The organism is uncultured Pseudokineococcus sp., from assembly GCF_947495735.1.
In the GTDB taxonomy this organism is placed as follows: domain Bacteria; phylum Actinomycetota; class Actinomycetes; order Actinomycetales; family Quadrisphaeraceae; genus Pseudokineococcus.
This window is the reverse complement of record NZ_CANMAA010000001.1, coordinates 160,986-177,072: the sequence shown is the minus strand read 5'-3', so window position 1 is coordinate 177,072 and position 16,087 is coordinate 160,986. Positions and strand designations below refer to the sequence as shown.

Below are 16,087 nucleotides of genomic sequence, written 5' to 3'. Positions count from 1 at the left end.
CTCCGCCCCTCAGTAGTCGTAGTCGCCGGCGTTGTCGGCGGTGATCCGCAGCGGCGGGCCGAGCAGGAGCGTCTGCTCCGCCTTGTCGTAGGTGGCGTCGGGGACCTGGTCGGTGACGGCGGAGATGTCCCCGAAGCCCTCGCCCGAGGCCAGCTGCACGCCGGCGTAGGCGGTCAGGTACCCCAGCGCCTCGACGTCCCAGAGGATCGCCGCCGACGACGAGCCGTCCTCGAGGTAGGGCAGCATCGACTGCGGGGTGCCGAGGCCGACCGTGGAGACCTCGCCGATGCGACCGGCGTCGCGGACGGCCTGGGCCACGCCCGGCGCCGAGGACGTGCACTCCCCGACGAGCCCGGTGAGCTCGGGGTTGGCGTTGAGCAGGTCGGTGGCCAGCTGCGTGGCGCGCGCCTGGTCCTCCCCCGCGTAGACGACGTCCACGATCTCGGCGTCGGGGTACTCCGACGCCGTGTACTCCCGCTGGACCTCGATCCAGGCGTTGAGGTTCTGGGCCGTCTCGCCGCAGGAGACGATGGCGTACTGCCCGGAGCCGCCCATGCCCTCGAGCAGCGCGTCCGTGAGGCCCTCGCCGATGCCCTGGGTCGACGCCTGGCTCACGAACACCTCGCGGGCGCTGCCCGGCGCGTCGGTGTCCGACGTCGCCACGGCGATACCGGCGTCAGCGGCCTGCTGGAGCAGGGGGGCGATCGAGTCGGGGTCGTTCGGGGCGACGACCAGGGCGTCGACGCCCTGCTGGATGAAGGAGCGGACGATGTCGGACTGCGCCGCGGCGTCGGCCTCCACCGGGCCCTGGTACAGCCACTCGCAGCCGAGCTCCTCGCAGGCCGCCTCGCCGCCGGTGTTCATGGCCTCGAAGTAGGGCACGCCCTGGAGCTTGGGCACGAAGGCCACCGTGTAGGAGTCCGAGCCCCCGCTGCCGCCGGACTCTCCGCCCCCGCCCGCGGGAGCCGATCCGCCGGACCCCTGGCCGCAGGCCGAGGCGGTCAGGGCGATCGCTGCGAGCACCGCAGCGCGGGTGAGGTAGCGCGTCGTGGTCATGGCCACTCCTTCGTGGGTGAGGTGCTCGTGGATCGTTTCACCGGCACGCGGAAGGAAGGGGTGCGCACAGTGCGACGTCAAGGGTCGGGCGGCCGCGCGCGGGCTCGGGTGCCGGGCACGGGGTCCGCGCGACGTCGCGCGGACCCCGTGCCCGGCAGGAGGTCAGCGCAGGCGCACCTCCGCGCGCAGCGGCAGGTCCTGCGAGGAACGGCCCACCTGGACGCTCGTCCGGCCGGACGGGGTCACCCACCCGTCGACACCGGTGTCCCAGTGCTGCAGGAGGTGCCGCGTGGCCAGCTCCTCGGCGTCCATGCTGATGCGCACCCGGCGGGTCTCCCCCGCCTCCAGCTCGACGCGCTCCCAGGCGATGAGGCGGCGCGAGGGCTCGCCCGCCGCGTCGGGCAGCTCGGCGTACACCTGCGCGACCTCGGTGCCGGCCCGCTCACCGCTGTTGGTGAGCGAGAAGGACACGTCGACGCGCCCCGTGCCGTCCGAGACGCGAGGGGTGACCCGCAGCCTGTCGTAGTCGAACGTCGTGTAGGTCAGGCCGTGGCCGAACTCGAAGAGCGGGTCGATCCCCTGGGCCAGGTACCACCGGTAGCCGACCTGCAGGCCCTCGGAGTACTCGACCTGCCGGATGGCGTCCGGGTCCGTGCGCTCCGTCGAGCCGTCGGCGAAGACGCCCGGGTACTGCTCCGGCGCCTGCGTCGGGGTGTCCTCCAGCGAGCGCGGGAAGGTCATCGGCAGCCGTCCCGACGGCGAGACGTCGCCCCACAGGAGGCCGCTGATGGCGCCGCCCATCTCCAGACCGGGGTACCAGGTGTGCAGCACCGCGGCGACGTCGTCCACCCACGGCATCTCGACGGCGCTGCCGGCGGCCAGCACGGCGACCGTGCTGTCGTTGGACGCCGCGACGGCGCTGATGAGCGCGTCGCCGTCGTCCTCCAGGTGCAGGTCCTCGCGGTCGGCCGTCTCGCCCATCTGGTACCAGCCGAAGACGAGCGCGACGTCGGCGTCGGCGGCGACGGCCGCGGCGCGCGCCGGGTCGTCACCGCCGTCGAAGACGACGGTGCCGCCCGCGGCCTCGACCCGCTCGGTGATGGCCTCGAGCGGCGACACGAGGTCCGGGCACGGGACGCTCAGGCCGGTGCGCCCGAACGGCAGGTAGGAGGAGCAGACGGTCGTGGCGCTGGTGCCTCCGGTCGGCTCCTCGGACGCCCACGGCCCGATGACGGCGACGTCGAGGTCGTCGCGCCCCAGCGGCAGGACGCCGTCGTTCTCGAGCAGCACCGAGCCCTTCTCCGCCATCTCCCGCGCGAGCGCCCGGGACTCGGGGGTGATGAGGTCCGTGCTCGGCACCTCGGGGACGGGGTGGTCGAAGAGCCCGACGTCGATGAAGGTCCGCACCACGCGCGTCGCGGCGGCACGGATCTGGTCGTCGGTGATCTCGCCCGCGGCGAGCGCGGCCTCGAGGCGCTCCGGCGTGTACCAGATCGGCCGGTTCAGCTCCATGTCGAGGCCGGCGTCCAGCGACGCCGCCGTCGAGTGGACCGCGCCGAAGTCGGACATGACGAAGCCCTCGTAGCCCCAGTCGCCCTTGACGACGTCCTCGAGCGCCGGGTTCTCGCAGGCGTAGACCCCGTTGAGCTGGTTGTAGGAGCACATGATGCTCCCGGCTCCCGACTCGGCGGCCGCGATCTCGAAGGGCAGGTCGTAGATCTGGCGCCGCGTGCGCTCGTCGACGTTGCTGGAGCTCGCGTCGCGGTCGAGCTCCTGCTCGTTGGCGACGTAGTGCTTGAGGTTCGCGACGACGGGCATGTCGGGCAGGCTCTCGAGGCCGCGCGCGCTCGCCCCCGTGAGAGCGCCCGACAGCACCGGGTCCTCGCCGTAGTACTCGGACGTGCGGCCCGACAGCGGTGTCCGGCCACCGGCCATGCCCGGGCCGAGCAGGACGTTGCGCCCGGCGCGGAAGGTCTCCGAGGCGACCATCGCGCCCTTCGCCCGGCTCAGCTCCTCGTCGAAGGCCGCCGCCTCGGCGATGGGCACGGGGAAGGCGGTGGCGCCCGTCGCGTTGAGCCCGGGTCCGCCGTTGGCGAAGGTGATGTCCGGAGTGCACGGGACCTGCTCGGGGTAGACGACGCCCCCGGGGAAGGTCGTCCGCTCGGGCTGGGCAGCCGGCTGCTCGACGAGCCAGCGCATCACCTGGCGGGGGCTCGAGGCGTCGAGCAGCAGCTCGGTGCGCTCGGCCGGCGACAGGCTCGTCTCCATCCACGGGCAGTCGACGGGCACGTCCGCCGCATCTCTCGAGGCGGGCGGCGCGGCCTGCGCGGCCGCCGGCAGCAGCGACACCGCCAGGGCGGCCGCCGCGAGGGGCGCCGCTCGGCGGACGTGCGGGGGTCGGGTCGGTGGGGTCATGGCGGGTGTCCTCCTCGACACGGCGGCCGGTGCTGCGAGGCCCCTCGTCAGTGAGGGCGGGCGGCCGCGGGACCCGTTGAGGCGTTTCAAACGGTAGTGAACCCGGCCAAGAGACGTCAACGGTCCAGAGCGGTCTTCGCAGGCAGCAGGAGAGCGCCCTCGCGGGCCGCGGGGACCGGGTGGACGTCCGCGCAGCCGCGACGGGGCTGAGGTCGCGCCCGAGCACCAGGCCCGGGAGACGCCTCGGGCCGAGACCAGGAGACGCGCAGGCGCCTCCCCGGTCCCGGCCCAGGTGTCCGTCGGAGCGCTCAGGCGGTGGTCGGGGCCTGCGCGCGCGCCGCAGACGCCGTCCGGTCGTCCACGTCGAAGTGGTGCATCCCGGCGCCGACCTCGACGACGTCCTCGCCGGGCAGGTCCACCTCGGCGCGCACCCCGAGGGGCACCTGGACGTCGACGAGCAGGCGCCCGCCCGCCAGGCGCCAGGAGACGGACGCCGTGCCCCGCGGGGTCTCGTGCCGCGCCGCAGCGCTGGTGAGCCCCCCACCGGGTCGGGGGGCGACGTGCAGCCGCGCCCAGCCCGGCGCCCCCGGCGCCAGACCGGCCACGACCCGGTGCATCCAGTCCGCCACGGCGCCCAGGGCGTAGTGGTTGAACGACGTCATCTCGCCGGGGTTGACCGTCCCGTCGGGCAGCAGGCTGTCCCAGCGCTCCCAGATGGTCGTCGCCCCCTGGGAGACGGTGTACAGCCACGACGGGCAGTCGGTGGTCGTGAGCAGCTCGTACGCGGCGTCGACGTGCCCCGTCGCCGACAGGGCGTCGCACACGGCCGGCGTCCCGGCGAAGCCCGTGGCGATCCGCCCGCCCGCCTCGCGGACGAGCTCGGCCAGGCGCTGTCCCGCCGCCGCCCGGGCGTCCGGCGGGAGGACGTCGAAGACCACGGCGAGGGCGTAGGCCGTCTGCGCGTCGCTGGTCAGCCGGTCCCCGTCGCGGTAACGACCCGCGAAGGCCTCCCGCACCTCTCCGGCCAGGCGCTCGTAGCGCTCGGCGTCGCCGGTCTCCCCCAGCACCCGGGCCGTCCCGGCCAGTGCGTCCGCGGAGCGGGCGAAGTACGCCGTGGCCACCAGGTGCTTGTCCGTGCGGGCGTCCGCCGGGTCCTCCGGCGGGGCCGCTGGGTCCAGCCAGTCCCCCAGCTGCAGGCCGTCCGAGACCCACACCCGGTCCGGCCCCGCGAGCCGCTCGACGAGGTCGACCCACGCCCGGGCGCTGTCGTACTGGCGGCGCAGCACCTCGACGTCGCCGTAGCGCGCGTGCAGCACCTCCGGGGTCAGCACCGCGACATCGCCCCACACCGCGCCGGCCTGCGCCGGCGTCCACTCCCCGCCGGGGATCTCCGGGACGTACCACGGCACCACCCCGTCCGCGTGCTGCTCGGCCGCGACGTCCTGCATCCACGAGGCCAGGAAGCCGCTGACGTCGTAGAGGAAGGACGCCGTCGGGGCGAACACCTGGATGTCCCCCGTCCAGCCCAGCCGCTCGTCGCGCTGCGGGCAGTCGGTCGGCACGTCCACGAAGTTCGAGCGCATGGACCACACGACGTTCTCGTGCAGCCGCTCCAGCAGCGGGTCCGAGCACGTGAACCACCCCGTGCGCCGCATGTCGGAGTGGTGGACCCGCGCCACGACGTCGCCCTCGGCCAGGGCGCCGGGCCAGCCGGTGACCTCGGCGTAGCGGAACCCGTGCATCGTGAACCGCGGCTCCCAGACCTCCTCGCCCCCGCCGGCGCAGACGTAGACGTCCTCCTGCGCCGCTCCGCGCAGCGGACGGCGGTAGAGCTCGCCGTCCTGCAGGACCTCTGCGTGGCGCAGCCGGATCCGGTCCCCGGCCGACCCGTGCACGCGGATCCGCAGCCGGCCCACGAGGTTCTGGCCGAAGTCCAGCACCGTCGCACCCGACGGCGCGGTGGCCACCGCCACGGGCAGCACCTCCTGCGTGCAGCGCACCGGCGGGCCCTGCGCGGCCACCAGGGTGGCCGGGTCGCGCTCGACCTCCACGACGCCGGCCCAGCCGCTGTCGTCGAACCCCGGCCGCGACCACCCCTCGAGCTCGCGACGGGCGTCGTGCACCTCGCCCTCGTACAGACCGCTGGATCCGATCGGCGAGGGCGCCGCACGCCACGAGCCGTCCCCGGCCGTGGCCACGGTGACGCGACGGCCGTCGGCCAGCTCGACGTCGAGCTGGGCCAGCAGCGCCGTGCGCTCGCCCCACAGGTTCACGTGACCGCCGTGGAACCCCAGGCGCCCCCGGTACCAGCCGTCGGCCAGCCACGCCCCCAGGACGTTCTCGCCCTCGGACAGCAGCGCCGTCACGTCGTGCGTCCGGTACCGCAGCCGGTGGTCGTAGCTCGTCCACCCCGGCGCCATGACCTCGTCCCCCACCCGGCGCCCGTTCAGCTCGACCTCCGTCACCCCGTGCGCCGACAGGTGCAGCCGCGCCGAGGCGACCGGGGCGTCGAGCTGCAGCACCCGGCGGAGCAGGACGGGCGGCTGGACGTCGGAGGGGTCCTGCCCCAGCTCGGCCGACACGGGGCGGGCCACCCAGTCCGCCGGGTCCAGCAGCCCGGTCTCCACCGGCAGCGGCCCGCTCCACGCCGACGCCACGCCGTCCTCCCCGAGGGCCCGCACCCGCACGTGCACCGCCGTGCGCGACGCCAGCGGCGCCCCGGGCCAGGGCACCAGGACACCGTGGTCCCCCGCCACCTCACCGCTGCGCCAGGCGTCCCCGCCGGCGGCGGGGACGACCTCGACCTCGTACCCCCGCTGGCGCCAGTCCTCCTCGACCACCGCGTCCGCGGCCGGGCGCACGACCCACGACAACCGCGGGGTCGCCGTCCCCAGGCCCAGCGCGGGCTCCAGCTGCTCAGCGCGGAGATCGGTCACGACGACGGACGGCTCGTCGGCGACGGGCCGCGTCTCAGGTGCAGTGCTCAACAGGGGTGTCCTCTCGGGTGCCGTGGGGCACGGCCGGTGCGGGTCTGGTGGTGGTGCGCGGTCACCGGGACCGGGACCGGGACCGGTGGCGGGGCGTCACCCGCTCCGCCACCGGTCCGTGTCGGCTCAGCCCTGCGCGTAGGCCTCGTCCATCGCGGCCAGCGCCGAGGGCACGTCCGTCTGCCCGCCCAGCAGCTGCTGCGCGACCGAGAAGAGCGTCTGCTGCACCCTGGCGTTCGGCCACTGCTGGTCCATGAAGGGGTAGGTCCTGCCCTCCTCCTGGTACTGCGCCAGGGCCTCCAGCGACGGCTCGACCTGGAAGTCGTCGTTCGGGATCGCCGGCAGCGCCGAGTTCGTCGTGACGTACGTGTTCGTGCCCTCTGGCGACATGACGTAGTCGAGGAACTGGTGCGCCAGGTCCGGGTTCGCCGCGTCGACGTTGATGCCGTAGGACGAGCCTGCTGCCCCCGCCATCCAGGTCTCCGACGGGTCGTCGGTCGCGGGAACGGGGAGGAGCTGGACCTCGGTGCCCTCGGGCGCCTCGCCCTGCACGCCGGGGACGGCCGAGTTGACCTGGATGACACCGAGGCTGTCGCCCTGCGCGACCGCGGTGAGGGTCGCCTCGTAGCTCGTGCCCAGCGGGTCGCTCTGGAAGCAGCCCGCCTCCTGCATCTCGAGGTTCTTGTCCATCGCGGTCGTCCACTCCGAGTCCGCGAAGGACGCCTCGCCGGCGGCCATCTGCTCGGCGAAGTCCGGGTTGTCGCGGTACACGAGCGAGGGGGTCAGGGCGAAGGGGATGAGCTGCGTCACCCAGTTCGTCTGAGCCCCGAGGGCGAACGCGCTGCGCCCCTGCTCCTGGGCGTCGGCGCAGAACTGCAGCAGCTCGCTCCACGTCTCCGGCGGCGTGAGGCCGACCTCCTCCAGCGCCGTCATGTTGTAGACGGCGCCGATGCCGGAGAAGCTGATCGGTGCGATCCAGGTCGCGCCCTCGGTGTCCTGCACGACGGGCCGGATGCCGTCGGGCAGGTCGGCCACCCACTCCTCGTCGGAGAGGTCCTCGAGGTAGCCGGCCGGTGCCACGACGTCCACCGCGACCGGGTTGCCGTCGCCGGGCCACACGAAGAGGACGTCCGGTGCGGTGCCCGAGGAGAGCTGGGTGCGGGTGGTGGTCTGGTACTGGTCCAGCGCCGAGTACGTGGCGTTGACCGTGACTCCCGGGTTCGCCTCCTCGAAGTCGGCGATGACGGCGTCCATGGCCGCCTGCTCGTTGGTCGTGGCCGCGACCGCGAGGGTCTGGCCGTCGCCCCCACCGCCAGCGGCACCACCACCGGCGACGTCGCTGGAGCAGGCGGTGGTGGCGCCGACGAGCGCCAGCGCCAGGGCGCCGGGGACGAGGGTGCTGCGCAGGGACCGGTTCATGTCGTTCTCCTTCGAACGCGAGGGGCTCGGGACGGGTGCGGGGCGGGGACGGTCGGTGGGCCTCAGCCCTTCAGGCCGCTGGCGAAGCCCTTGATGATCGTCTTCTGCATGAGGAAGTAGACGAGGAGGATGGGAGCGATCGAGATGACGAGCCCGGCGAACACGAGGTTCCACTGCGACACGTACTGGCTGACGAACGTGAACAGGGCCACGGGGAGCGTCTGCTGCGCGCTGCCGGACAGGTAGAGCAGCGGCGTCAGGAAGTCGTTCCACACCTGGAGCACGTTGAGGATCACCACCGTCCCCGTCACCGGCCGCAGCAGCGGGAAGACGACGCTCCAGAAGGAGCGCAGCGGACCCGCCCCGTCGATCGAGGCGGCCTCCTCGTAGTCGTGGGGGACGGCGCGCAAGAAGCTCGTGTAGAGGAAGATCGAGAAGGGCATCTGAAGCCCCACGTAGTAGATGACGAGCGCCCACACCGACCCGAGGAGCCCGAGGTCGCGCATCGTCGTGTAGAGGGGGATGAGGGCGAGCTGGAAGGGCAGCAGGAGCCCGACGAGGAAGGCGTAGAAGAGCCAGGAGGACCAACGGCTCGTCACCCGGGCGAGCGGGTAGGCGGCGAGCGCGGCGAAGACCACGATGAGCAGCACGCTGACGACGGTCACCGTGGCGCTGTTGACCATGGCCGGCCCCAGACCGGCCTGGTTCCAGGCGTCGGCGTAGTTCACCAGGGTCGGCTGCCCCACCGGGACGAGCGGCTCGGTCGGCCCCTGAGGGGCCTTCAGCGAGATGTTCACCAGGACGTAGAGGGGCACGAGGAACAGCAGCCCCACGGCGACCATGACGGCCTCGAGGACGCCGGTGCGCCACGAGTAGCGGTTCACGAGGACCCTCCCGGCTGCCGGCGCAGCCCGAGGTACTGGGCGGAGGACAGCACGGCCACGAAGGCCGTGAGCACGAGCGCCATGGCGATGCCGTAGGCGAAGTCGTTGAACTGGAAGGCGTTCTTGTAGATGAGCGTCGACATCGTGTCCGTCGCGTTGCCCGGACCGCCGCCGGTCATCACCCAGACCTGGTCGAAGAGCTTCAGCCCGCCGATGACCGACAGCATCAGGTTGATGGTCAGCGCCGGCGCGAGCTCCGGCCGGACGACCGACCAGAAGCGCCGGAAGGCCCCTGCGCCGTCGAGGTGGGAAGCCTCGAGGATCTCCTCGGGGACGCCCTGCAGGCCCGCCAGGAAGATGACCATCGAGTAGCCCGCGAACTGCCAGATGATGACCACGACGATGGCGACGAGCGCCAGGTCGCCGTCACCCAGCCAGCTGCGCTGGAGGAATCCCAGCCCCAGGGCGCCGAGGAGGTCGTTGACGGCGCCCTGCGGCGCCAGCAGGAACTGCCACAGGTAGCCGACGGCCACCGGCGTGATGACGGCCGGGGCGAAGAGCGCGACCCTCAGGACGTTGCGGCTCTTGATCTTCGAGTGCACCCCCAGCGCCAGGAGCAGGCCCACGAGGTTCTGCAGCACGGTGATGCCCACGGCGATGAACAGCGTGTTCCAGATGGCGCCGGTCGCCGCGCTGTCCGCGATCAGCCGCTCGAACTGGGCCAGCCCGACGAAGCTGCGCTCCTGGGAGAGCCCGTCCCAGTCCGTCAGCGACAGCGCCGCGCCCTGGAGGCTCGGCCACGCGACGGCGAACACGTAGAAGACGGCGGCGGGGACGACGAACCACCAGGGCACGGCCGACCGCCGGCGCCGGCGCCGCCCGGGGGGCGCCGTGGCGGAGGCCGCACGCTCGCCCGAGGCGGCCTGCGTCGCCGCGCCACCGGCGGCGCTCACGGCGACGCCTCGCCGCGGCTCCGGGCGCGGACGAGCGGACCTGGTGACTGCCGCATGCAACGTCTCCTTCGACGGCGCGGACGCCCGCGCTTGTAACGTTTCAAGCCGGAAGCGAGCGTAGGACCGCGCCGGCGCCGCGGTCAAGGCTCGGCGGCATCGCGGTGCGCCGCGTGACCGGGCCACGACGAGGAGCCGCCGGGCGACGGGGCCAGCCCGGCCGCGCGGCGGTGCGTCGCCCCTGGGACGCCGCTGGCCCCAGCGCCCGGCCGTTGACCGCGGGCCCGGGCCCTCACTAGCGTCCGCGGGACCGAGCGGCGCCGGCCACGGCGCCCGCCCACCGCCGGTCACGGCGCGCTGCGGTGCGGACGTCGACGTCGCGCCCGCCGCTGGGACGAGAGGTGGAGACCGTGCGGGGACCAGCGGGGACGTCGTCGGGGACGGACCTGGCCGCCCTGCGGCGGGGCTTCCGGGCACCGCCGCCGGAGAGCCGGGTGATGGTGCGGTGGTGGTGGCCCGGCCCCGTCGTCGAGGAGGCGGAGCTCGCCCGGGAGCTGGAGGCGATGGCGGCCGCCGGGATCGGCGGCGTCGAGGTCGCCTTCACCTCCCCCGTGGCGCCGTGCGCGGACGCGGACGAGGGCTTCCTCTCCGACGTCTTCCTCCGGCGGCTTCGCTTCGCCGCCGAGCGCGCGGACGCGCTCGGCCTGCGCCTCGACCTGACCCTGGGCAGCGGCTGGTCCTTCGGGGGGCCGCACGTGGGCGACGACCACGCCGCCCGCTGCCTGCGCTGGGACGAGCGCGAGATCCCGCCCGGCGCGCGCCGCATGCCCGTCCCGAGCGGCTGGCCCGGTGACGTCCTCGTCGCGGCCTACCTGGCCGAGGGATCGGTGCAGGAGGTCGTGGCCGAGTACCACGAGGTGGCGGTCCGCGACGGCGCCGTGGAGGTCCCGGAGGGCACCGGCCCGCGCCGGCTCCTGCTGGTCACCTCGAGCCCGACCGGCCAGAACGTCAAGCGAGCCGCCGTCGGGGCCGAGGGGCCGGTGCTCGACCACTGCAGCCGGGCCGCCACCGAGGCGCACCTCGCGGCCGTCGCCGCCCCCCTCCTCGCCGCCGCGAGCCCGGAGCTCGTCACCGCGGTCTTCTGCGACAGCCTCGAGGTGTACGGGGCGGACTGGACGCCCGCGCTGCTCGAGGAGTTCTCCGCACGGCGCGGCTACGACCTGAGGCCGCTCCTGTGGCAGCTGCACACCCCCGGACCGGCGTCGGAGGAGGTGCGGGCGGACGTCACGAGGACGCTGGGCGAGCTCTACGAGGAGAACTTCGTCGTCGTCGTCCAGCGGTGGGCGCGCGAGCACGACGTGCTGTTCCGGCTGCAGAGCTACGGGGCGCCGCCCGCCACCCTCAGCAGCTACCGCCACGTCGACCTCCCCGAGGGCGAGGGGTGGGGGTGGCGGTCGGTGACCCAGACGAAGTGGGCCACCTCCGCAGCCCACCTGCACGGCCGCGACGTCGTCTCCTCCGAGACCTGGACGTGGGTCCACTCCCCCTCCTTCGCCGCCACCCCCCTGGACCTCAAGGCCGAGGCCCACGAGCACCTCCTCCTCGGCGTCAACCAGCTGGTCGGCCACGGGTGGCCGTACTCCCCGGCGGGCGCGCAGGCGCCCGGGAAGGTCTTCTACGCCGCAGGCGCGCTGTCGGACCACAACCCGTGGTGGCCGGTGATGCCGGAGCTGGCCCGCTACCTCCAGCGGCTGTGCTGGCTGCTGCGGCAGGGGGAACCGGTCGTCGACGTGGCGCTCTACGCCCCGAGCGCCGACGCGACCCGCCCGCCGCCCGCGACGGGGGCCGTGCACCTCGACCTGTGGCGCAGCACGCGCACCCGCATCGGCGAGGAGCTGCCGGCGGTGCTGCGCGAGAGCGGCTACGACTACGACCTCGTCGACGACACGGCCCTCGCCGAGGGACACCTGGCGCGGTACCGCGTCGTCGTCCTGCCCGACGTCCACCACCTGCCTCCCGAGTCGGCCCGTCGCCTGGCGGCCCACGTCGCGGCCGGGGGCGCGGTCGTCGCCGCCGGGGGGAGCGCCGAGGGGCCGGGCTGGGCCCGCGTCGCGGCGCCGCAGGAGCTGCCCGCGGCGCTCGGGCGCGTGGTCGCCCCCGACGCGGTCGTCGTCCCGGCGACGCCCGACGTCGGCGTCGTCCACCGCCGCACGAGCGGGACCGACGTCCACCTCGTCGTCAACACCGGCCCCGCGGTGCGCGCCGTCCGGTTCTCCCCGCGGTCGGGCGGTGCGGGGTGGGAGCGGTGGGACCCCCTCACCGGCGAGTCCCTGCCCTGCGAGGTCGTGGACGGTGGCGTCGCCCTGGTCCTGCACCCCTACGAGGCAGCGGTCGTCGTCTCGCACGGCACGCCCCACGGCGGGCCGGACGAGCCGCGCCCGCGATCCGCGGCCGAGCCGGACGGCGCCGCCGTCCTCGCCGGCCCGTGGACGGTCGCGTACGCCGACGCGCCGAGCGCGGCCGCGCCGGTGGCCGTGCCGCACGCGTGGGAGTCGGACGAGGCGCGACGCGACTACTCCGGGGCCGCGGTCTACCGGACGACCGCGCGCCTGAGCGCCGTGCAGGCGGCCGGGCGGGTGGTCCTCGACCTGGGCGAGCCGCGGACCTCCGACCCCGGGTCGCTCGACGACGCCGGGATCCGCGGAGCCTCCTACCGCGTGGCGCTCGCCGCGCCCGCGGGCGAGGTCGCGCGGGTGACCGTGAACGGGGTCGCCTGCGGCACCGCCTGGGCGCCGCCCTTCGCCGTCGACGTGACCCGCGCGGTCGCCGAGGGCGAGAACACCGTCGAGGTCGAGGTCCTCAGCACCGCCGTGGCGGCCCTGAGGACCAACACCGAGATCGAGGAGGACCTCGCCGCGGCCCGCCGGGCGCACGGGTGGCGGTGCACCGTCCAGGACCTCGAGCTGGCACGGCGGCCGACCGCGTCAGGGCTGCGGGCGGTGCCGGTTCTCCGGTTCCGGTCCTCCTGACACCGCGGCTGCGACATCGTGACCCGGCGTCGACGGGTTGGGCGCGGGCGGTCGTTGACACCGCCGGACCCCTCCCCCTACGTTCCGGAAAGCGCATTCACCTCAACGTGGAGGACCGATCGTCATGGCTCTCAACCGACGCCAGTTCCTGTGGGGCAGCCTCGCTGCCGCGACCGCGACGGCGGGCCTCAGCGCCTGCGGCGGCCGCTCCGGCGGCGAGGGCGGCCCCGCCAGCCTCGCCCTCGCCTGGTGGGGCAACCCGACGCGCAACGCCAACACCACCGCGGCCATCGACCTCTACCTGCAGTCGCACGAGGGCACGTCGATCACGGCGCAGCCCGGTGAGTGGGCCAGCTACTGGGACAGGCTGGCCACCCAGACCGCCGGCGGCAGCGCCCCGGACGTCATCCAGATGGACATGGCCTACCTCGGCGAGTACGGCGCCCGCGGCGCGCTGCTCGACCTCTCGCAGTACGACATCGACACCTCGTCCTTCGCCGAGGGGACGGCGGACTCGGGCGAGATCGACGGCGCCGTCTACGGCATCAACGCGGGCATCAACACCCCCGTCCTGATGGCCAACCCCGCGCTCTTCGAGCAGGCGGGCTTGCCCATGCCCGACGACACCACGTGGACGTGGGACGACCTGCGGACCATCAGCGCGGAGGTGGCTGCCGGGGCGGGCATCCCGTTCGGCGTCGTGGGCGTGTGGGCCAGCGAGGACTACCTGGAGCTGTGGCTGCGCCAGCAGGGCAAGTCCCTCTTCTCCGAGGACGGCGGCCTGGGCTTCGAGGCCGCCGACGCGGCCGAGTGGCTGGAGATGGCCCTCAGCTTCCAGGAGGCGGGCGCCACGGGGTCGCCCTCGCAGATCGGCGAGGAGGCCGCCAAGAGCCTCGACCAGAGCGCGATCGCCGTCGGCACGGGAGCCATGCAGACCTTCTGGTCCAACCAGCTCGAGGCGCTCAGCGAGGCCGCCGGCACCGAGCTCACCCTGCTCCGGTACCCGAGCTCCACGGGCTCGGCCACCGACCGGGCGACCTACTACAAGGCCTCGATGCTCTGGTCCGCCTCGGCGCGCACGGAGGACCCGGAGGCGGCGGCGGCCCTCATCGACTGGTGGGTGAACTCGCCCGAGGCGGCCGGCATCAACCTCGCCGAGCGCGGCATCCCCGCCAACACCGAGGTCCGCGACGCGATCACCCCGGAGCTGTCCGAGGTCCAGCAGCGGGTCGTCCAGTTCATCGCGGACATCGAGCCCGAGACCACGGACGCCCCGAGCGCCCCGCCGGCCGGTGGCGGCGCCCTGGAGGCCATCTTCCTCCGGGCCTACACCGACGTCCTCTTCGGCAGCTCCACCCCCTCGGACGCCGCCCAGGCGTTCGTGGACGAGGCCAGCTCCAACCTCTCCGGCTGACCATGAGCGCCATCTCCGAGCTCACCAGCCTGCGCCGGGACAAGTCCGGCAGCAGCCCCGAGGACCGCCGGATGCGGGCCAAGGAGGCCGGGCGCGACAACAAGGCCGGCTACCTGTTCCTGCTCCCGTGGCTGGTCGGGCTGGTCGTCATCACCATCGGCCCCCTCCTGGCCTCGCTCTACCTCTCCTTCACCGACTACAGCCTCATCCAGGCGCCGACGTGGACCGGGCTCGACAACTACGCCCGGATGCTCGAGGACCCGCGGCTGCACAACTCGCTGCGGGTGACCTTCACCTACGTCTTCGTGTCGGTGCCGATCCAGCTCGCCCTCGCCCTGGCGATCGCGCTGCTCCTCGACCGGGGGATGCGGGGCCTGCCCCTCTACCGCTCGGTCTTCTACCTGCCGTCGATGCTCGGCAGCTCGGTGGCCATCGCCATCCTGTGGCGCCAGATGTTCGGCACCAGCGGGCTCGTCAACCAGGTCCTGGCCCTCGTCGGCGTCGAGTCCACCACCGGGTGGATCTCCGACCCGGACACGGCGCTGTGGACGATCGTCCTGCTCCACGTGTGGACGTTCGGCTCGCCCATGATCATCTTCCTGGCCGGGCTCCGGCAGATCCCCCGCATGTACTACGAGGCGGCCTCGGTCGACGGGGCGGGCCGGTGGCGCAGCTTCGTGCAGATCACGCTCCCGCTGCTCTCCCCGATCATCTTCTTCAACCTCGTGCTGCAGGTCATCGGGGCGTTCCAGTCCTTCACGCAGGCCTTCGTGGTCTCGAACGGGACCGGCGGCCCCTCGGACTCGACGCTCTTCTACACGCTGTACCTCTACCAGCGGGGCTTCACCGACTTCCAGATGGGCTACGCCTCCGCGATGGCGTGGCTGCTGGTCATCATCGTCGGCGTCCTGACCGCCCTGAACTTCTTCCTCTCACGGTACTGGGTCTTCTACGATGAGTGATCTCCAGAGCCACTCCGCCAGCACGGCCACCAGCGCTGCCGCCGGAGCCGCCGCCGGCACCACGCGCGGGGACGAGAGGTCGCCGGACCGGCGCTCCAGCGGCCCCGGGGTCCCCGACGGCCCGGGCAGGGGCTCCTCCGCCCGCGCGCGGGGCAGGTCGCTGGTCAAGCACCTGCTCCTCGTGGCCGCGAGCCTGCTCATGATCTACCCGCTGCTGTGGATGATCGCCAGCTCGCTGCGCCCGACCGACGTCATCTTCCGCGAGCCCGGCCTGTGGGTCAGCGACCTGTACCTCGAGAACTACGCCGAGGGCTGGTACGCGCTCTCGAACCCCTTCGGGCAGTACATGCTCAACTCGGCGCTGGTCGTGACGGGAGCGGTCGTCGGCAACCTGGTCTCGTGCTCGCTGGCGGCCTACGCCTTCGCGCGGCTGCAGTTCAGGGGCCGCACGATGTGGTTCGCCATCATGCTGCTGACGATCATGCTGCCGATCCACGTCATCGTCGTGCCGCAGTACATCCTCTTCAACCAGCTCGGGTGGGTGAACACCTTCATCCCTCTCGTCCTGCCGAAGTTCCTCGCCACCGACGCCTTCTTCGTCTTCCTCATGGTGCAGTTCATCCGCGGCCTGCCCAAGGAGCTGGACGAGGCGGCGCGGATCGACGGCTGCGGGCACTGGAAGATCTTCAGCCGCGTCATCGTCCCCCTCATGGGGCCGGCGATCGCCACGACCGCCGTCTTCACCTTCCTGTGGACGTGGAGCGACTTCTTCACGCCCCTCATCTACCTGACCGACCCGTCCATGTACACGGTGCCCGTGGCCCTGCGCTCCTTCCTGGACGCGACGAGCGGCAGCAACTGGGGCGCCATGTTCGCCATGTCGATCGTCTCGCTCGTCCCGCTGTTCCTGGCCTTCCTGTTCGGGCAGAAGTTCCTGGTCCGAGGGATCGCGACCACGGGCGGCAAGTAGG

Annotated in this window: 10 protein-coding genes; 4 read left to right on the top strand and 6 right to left on the bottom strand. The window is 73.5% G+C overall.

The genetic code is table 11. The features are described from left to right. Window positions 1-9 precede the first annotated feature (9 nt). From Q0848_RS00665 to Q0848_RS00640, 6 genes are all read right to left on the bottom strand, one after another. A complete protein-coding gene (locus tag Q0848_RS00665) occupies window positions 10-1,056 on the bottom strand; it encodes an autoinducer 2 ABC transporter substrate-binding protein (protein ID WP_299033350.1) in 1,047 nt (348 codons plus the stop codon). 162 nt (window positions 1,057-1,218) lie between these two features. Continuing rightward, complete coding sequence (locus Q0848_RS00660; protein ID WP_299033347.1) at window positions 1,219-3,471, bottom strand: glycoside hydrolase family 3 protein; 2,253 nt, start codon at window positions 3,469-3,471, stop codon at window positions 1,219-1,221. Between the two features lie 308 nt (window positions 3,472-3,779). Next, the gene (locus Q0848_RS00655; RefSeq protein WP_299033344.1) at window positions 3,780-6,458 is read right to left on the bottom strand and encodes a glycoside hydrolase family 78 protein; all 2,679 of its coding nucleotides are present in this window, start codon (window positions 6,456-6,458) and stop codon (window positions 3,780-3,782) included. A 126-nt stretch (window positions 6,459-6,584) separates the two neighbouring features. Beyond that, window positions 6,585-7,877: an ABC transporter substrate-binding protein gene (locus Q0848_RS00650; RefSeq protein ID WP_299033341.1), complete on the bottom strand. Its 1,293-nt coding sequence runs from the start codon at window positions 7,875-7,877 to the stop codon at window positions 6,585-6,587. Between the two features lie 62 nt (window positions 7,878-7,939). After that, window positions 7,940-8,761: a carbohydrate ABC transporter permease gene (locus Q0848_RS00645; RefSeq protein ID WP_299033339.1), complete on the bottom strand. Its 822-nt coding sequence runs from the start codon at window positions 8,759-8,761 to the stop codon at window positions 7,940-7,942. Next, window positions 8,758-9,615, bottom strand: a complete 858-nt coding sequence (locus Q0848_RS00640) for a sugar ABC transporter permease (protein ID WP_366146360.1) — start codon at window positions 9,613-9,615, stop codon at window positions 8,758-8,760. The genes Q0848_RS00645 and Q0848_RS00640 overlap by 4 nt, the downstream gene beginning before the upstream one ends. Window positions 9,616-10,121: 506 nt before the next feature. Between Q0848_RS00640 and Q0848_RS00635 the strand changes: the two genes are divergently transcribed. The 4 genes from Q0848_RS00635 to Q0848_RS00620 all read left to right on the top strand — a co-directional run bounded on the left by Q0848_RS00635 (window position 10,122) and on the right by Q0848_RS00620 (window position 16,086). Further along, window positions 10,122-12,740: a glycosyl hydrolase gene (locus tag Q0848_RS00635; RefSeq protein WP_299033333.1), complete on the top strand. Its 2,619-nt coding sequence runs from the start codon at window positions 10,122-10,124 to the stop codon at window positions 12,738-12,740. Window positions 12,741-12,864: 124 nt separating this feature from the next. Further along, complete coding sequence (locus Q0848_RS00630) at window positions 12,865-14,154, top strand: ABC transporter substrate-binding protein (protein WP_299033330.1); 1,290 nt, start codon at window positions 12,865-12,867, stop codon at window positions 14,152-14,154. Between the two features lie 2 nt (window positions 14,155-14,156). After that, window positions 14,157-15,116, top strand: a complete 960-nt coding sequence (locus Q0848_RS00625; protein WP_299033327.1) for a carbohydrate ABC transporter permease — start codon at window positions 14,157-14,159, stop codon at window positions 15,114-15,116. Further along, window positions 15,109-16,086 carry a carbohydrate ABC transporter permease gene (locus Q0848_RS00620; RefSeq protein ID WP_299033324.1) on the top strand — a complete coding sequence of 326 codons (978 nt, stop codon included), beginning with the start codon at window positions 15,109-15,111 and terminating at the stop codon, window positions 16,084-16,086. Before Q0848_RS00625 ends, Q0848_RS00620 begins: the two co-directional genes overlap by 8 nt. Window position 16,087 lies beyond the last annotated feature (1 nt).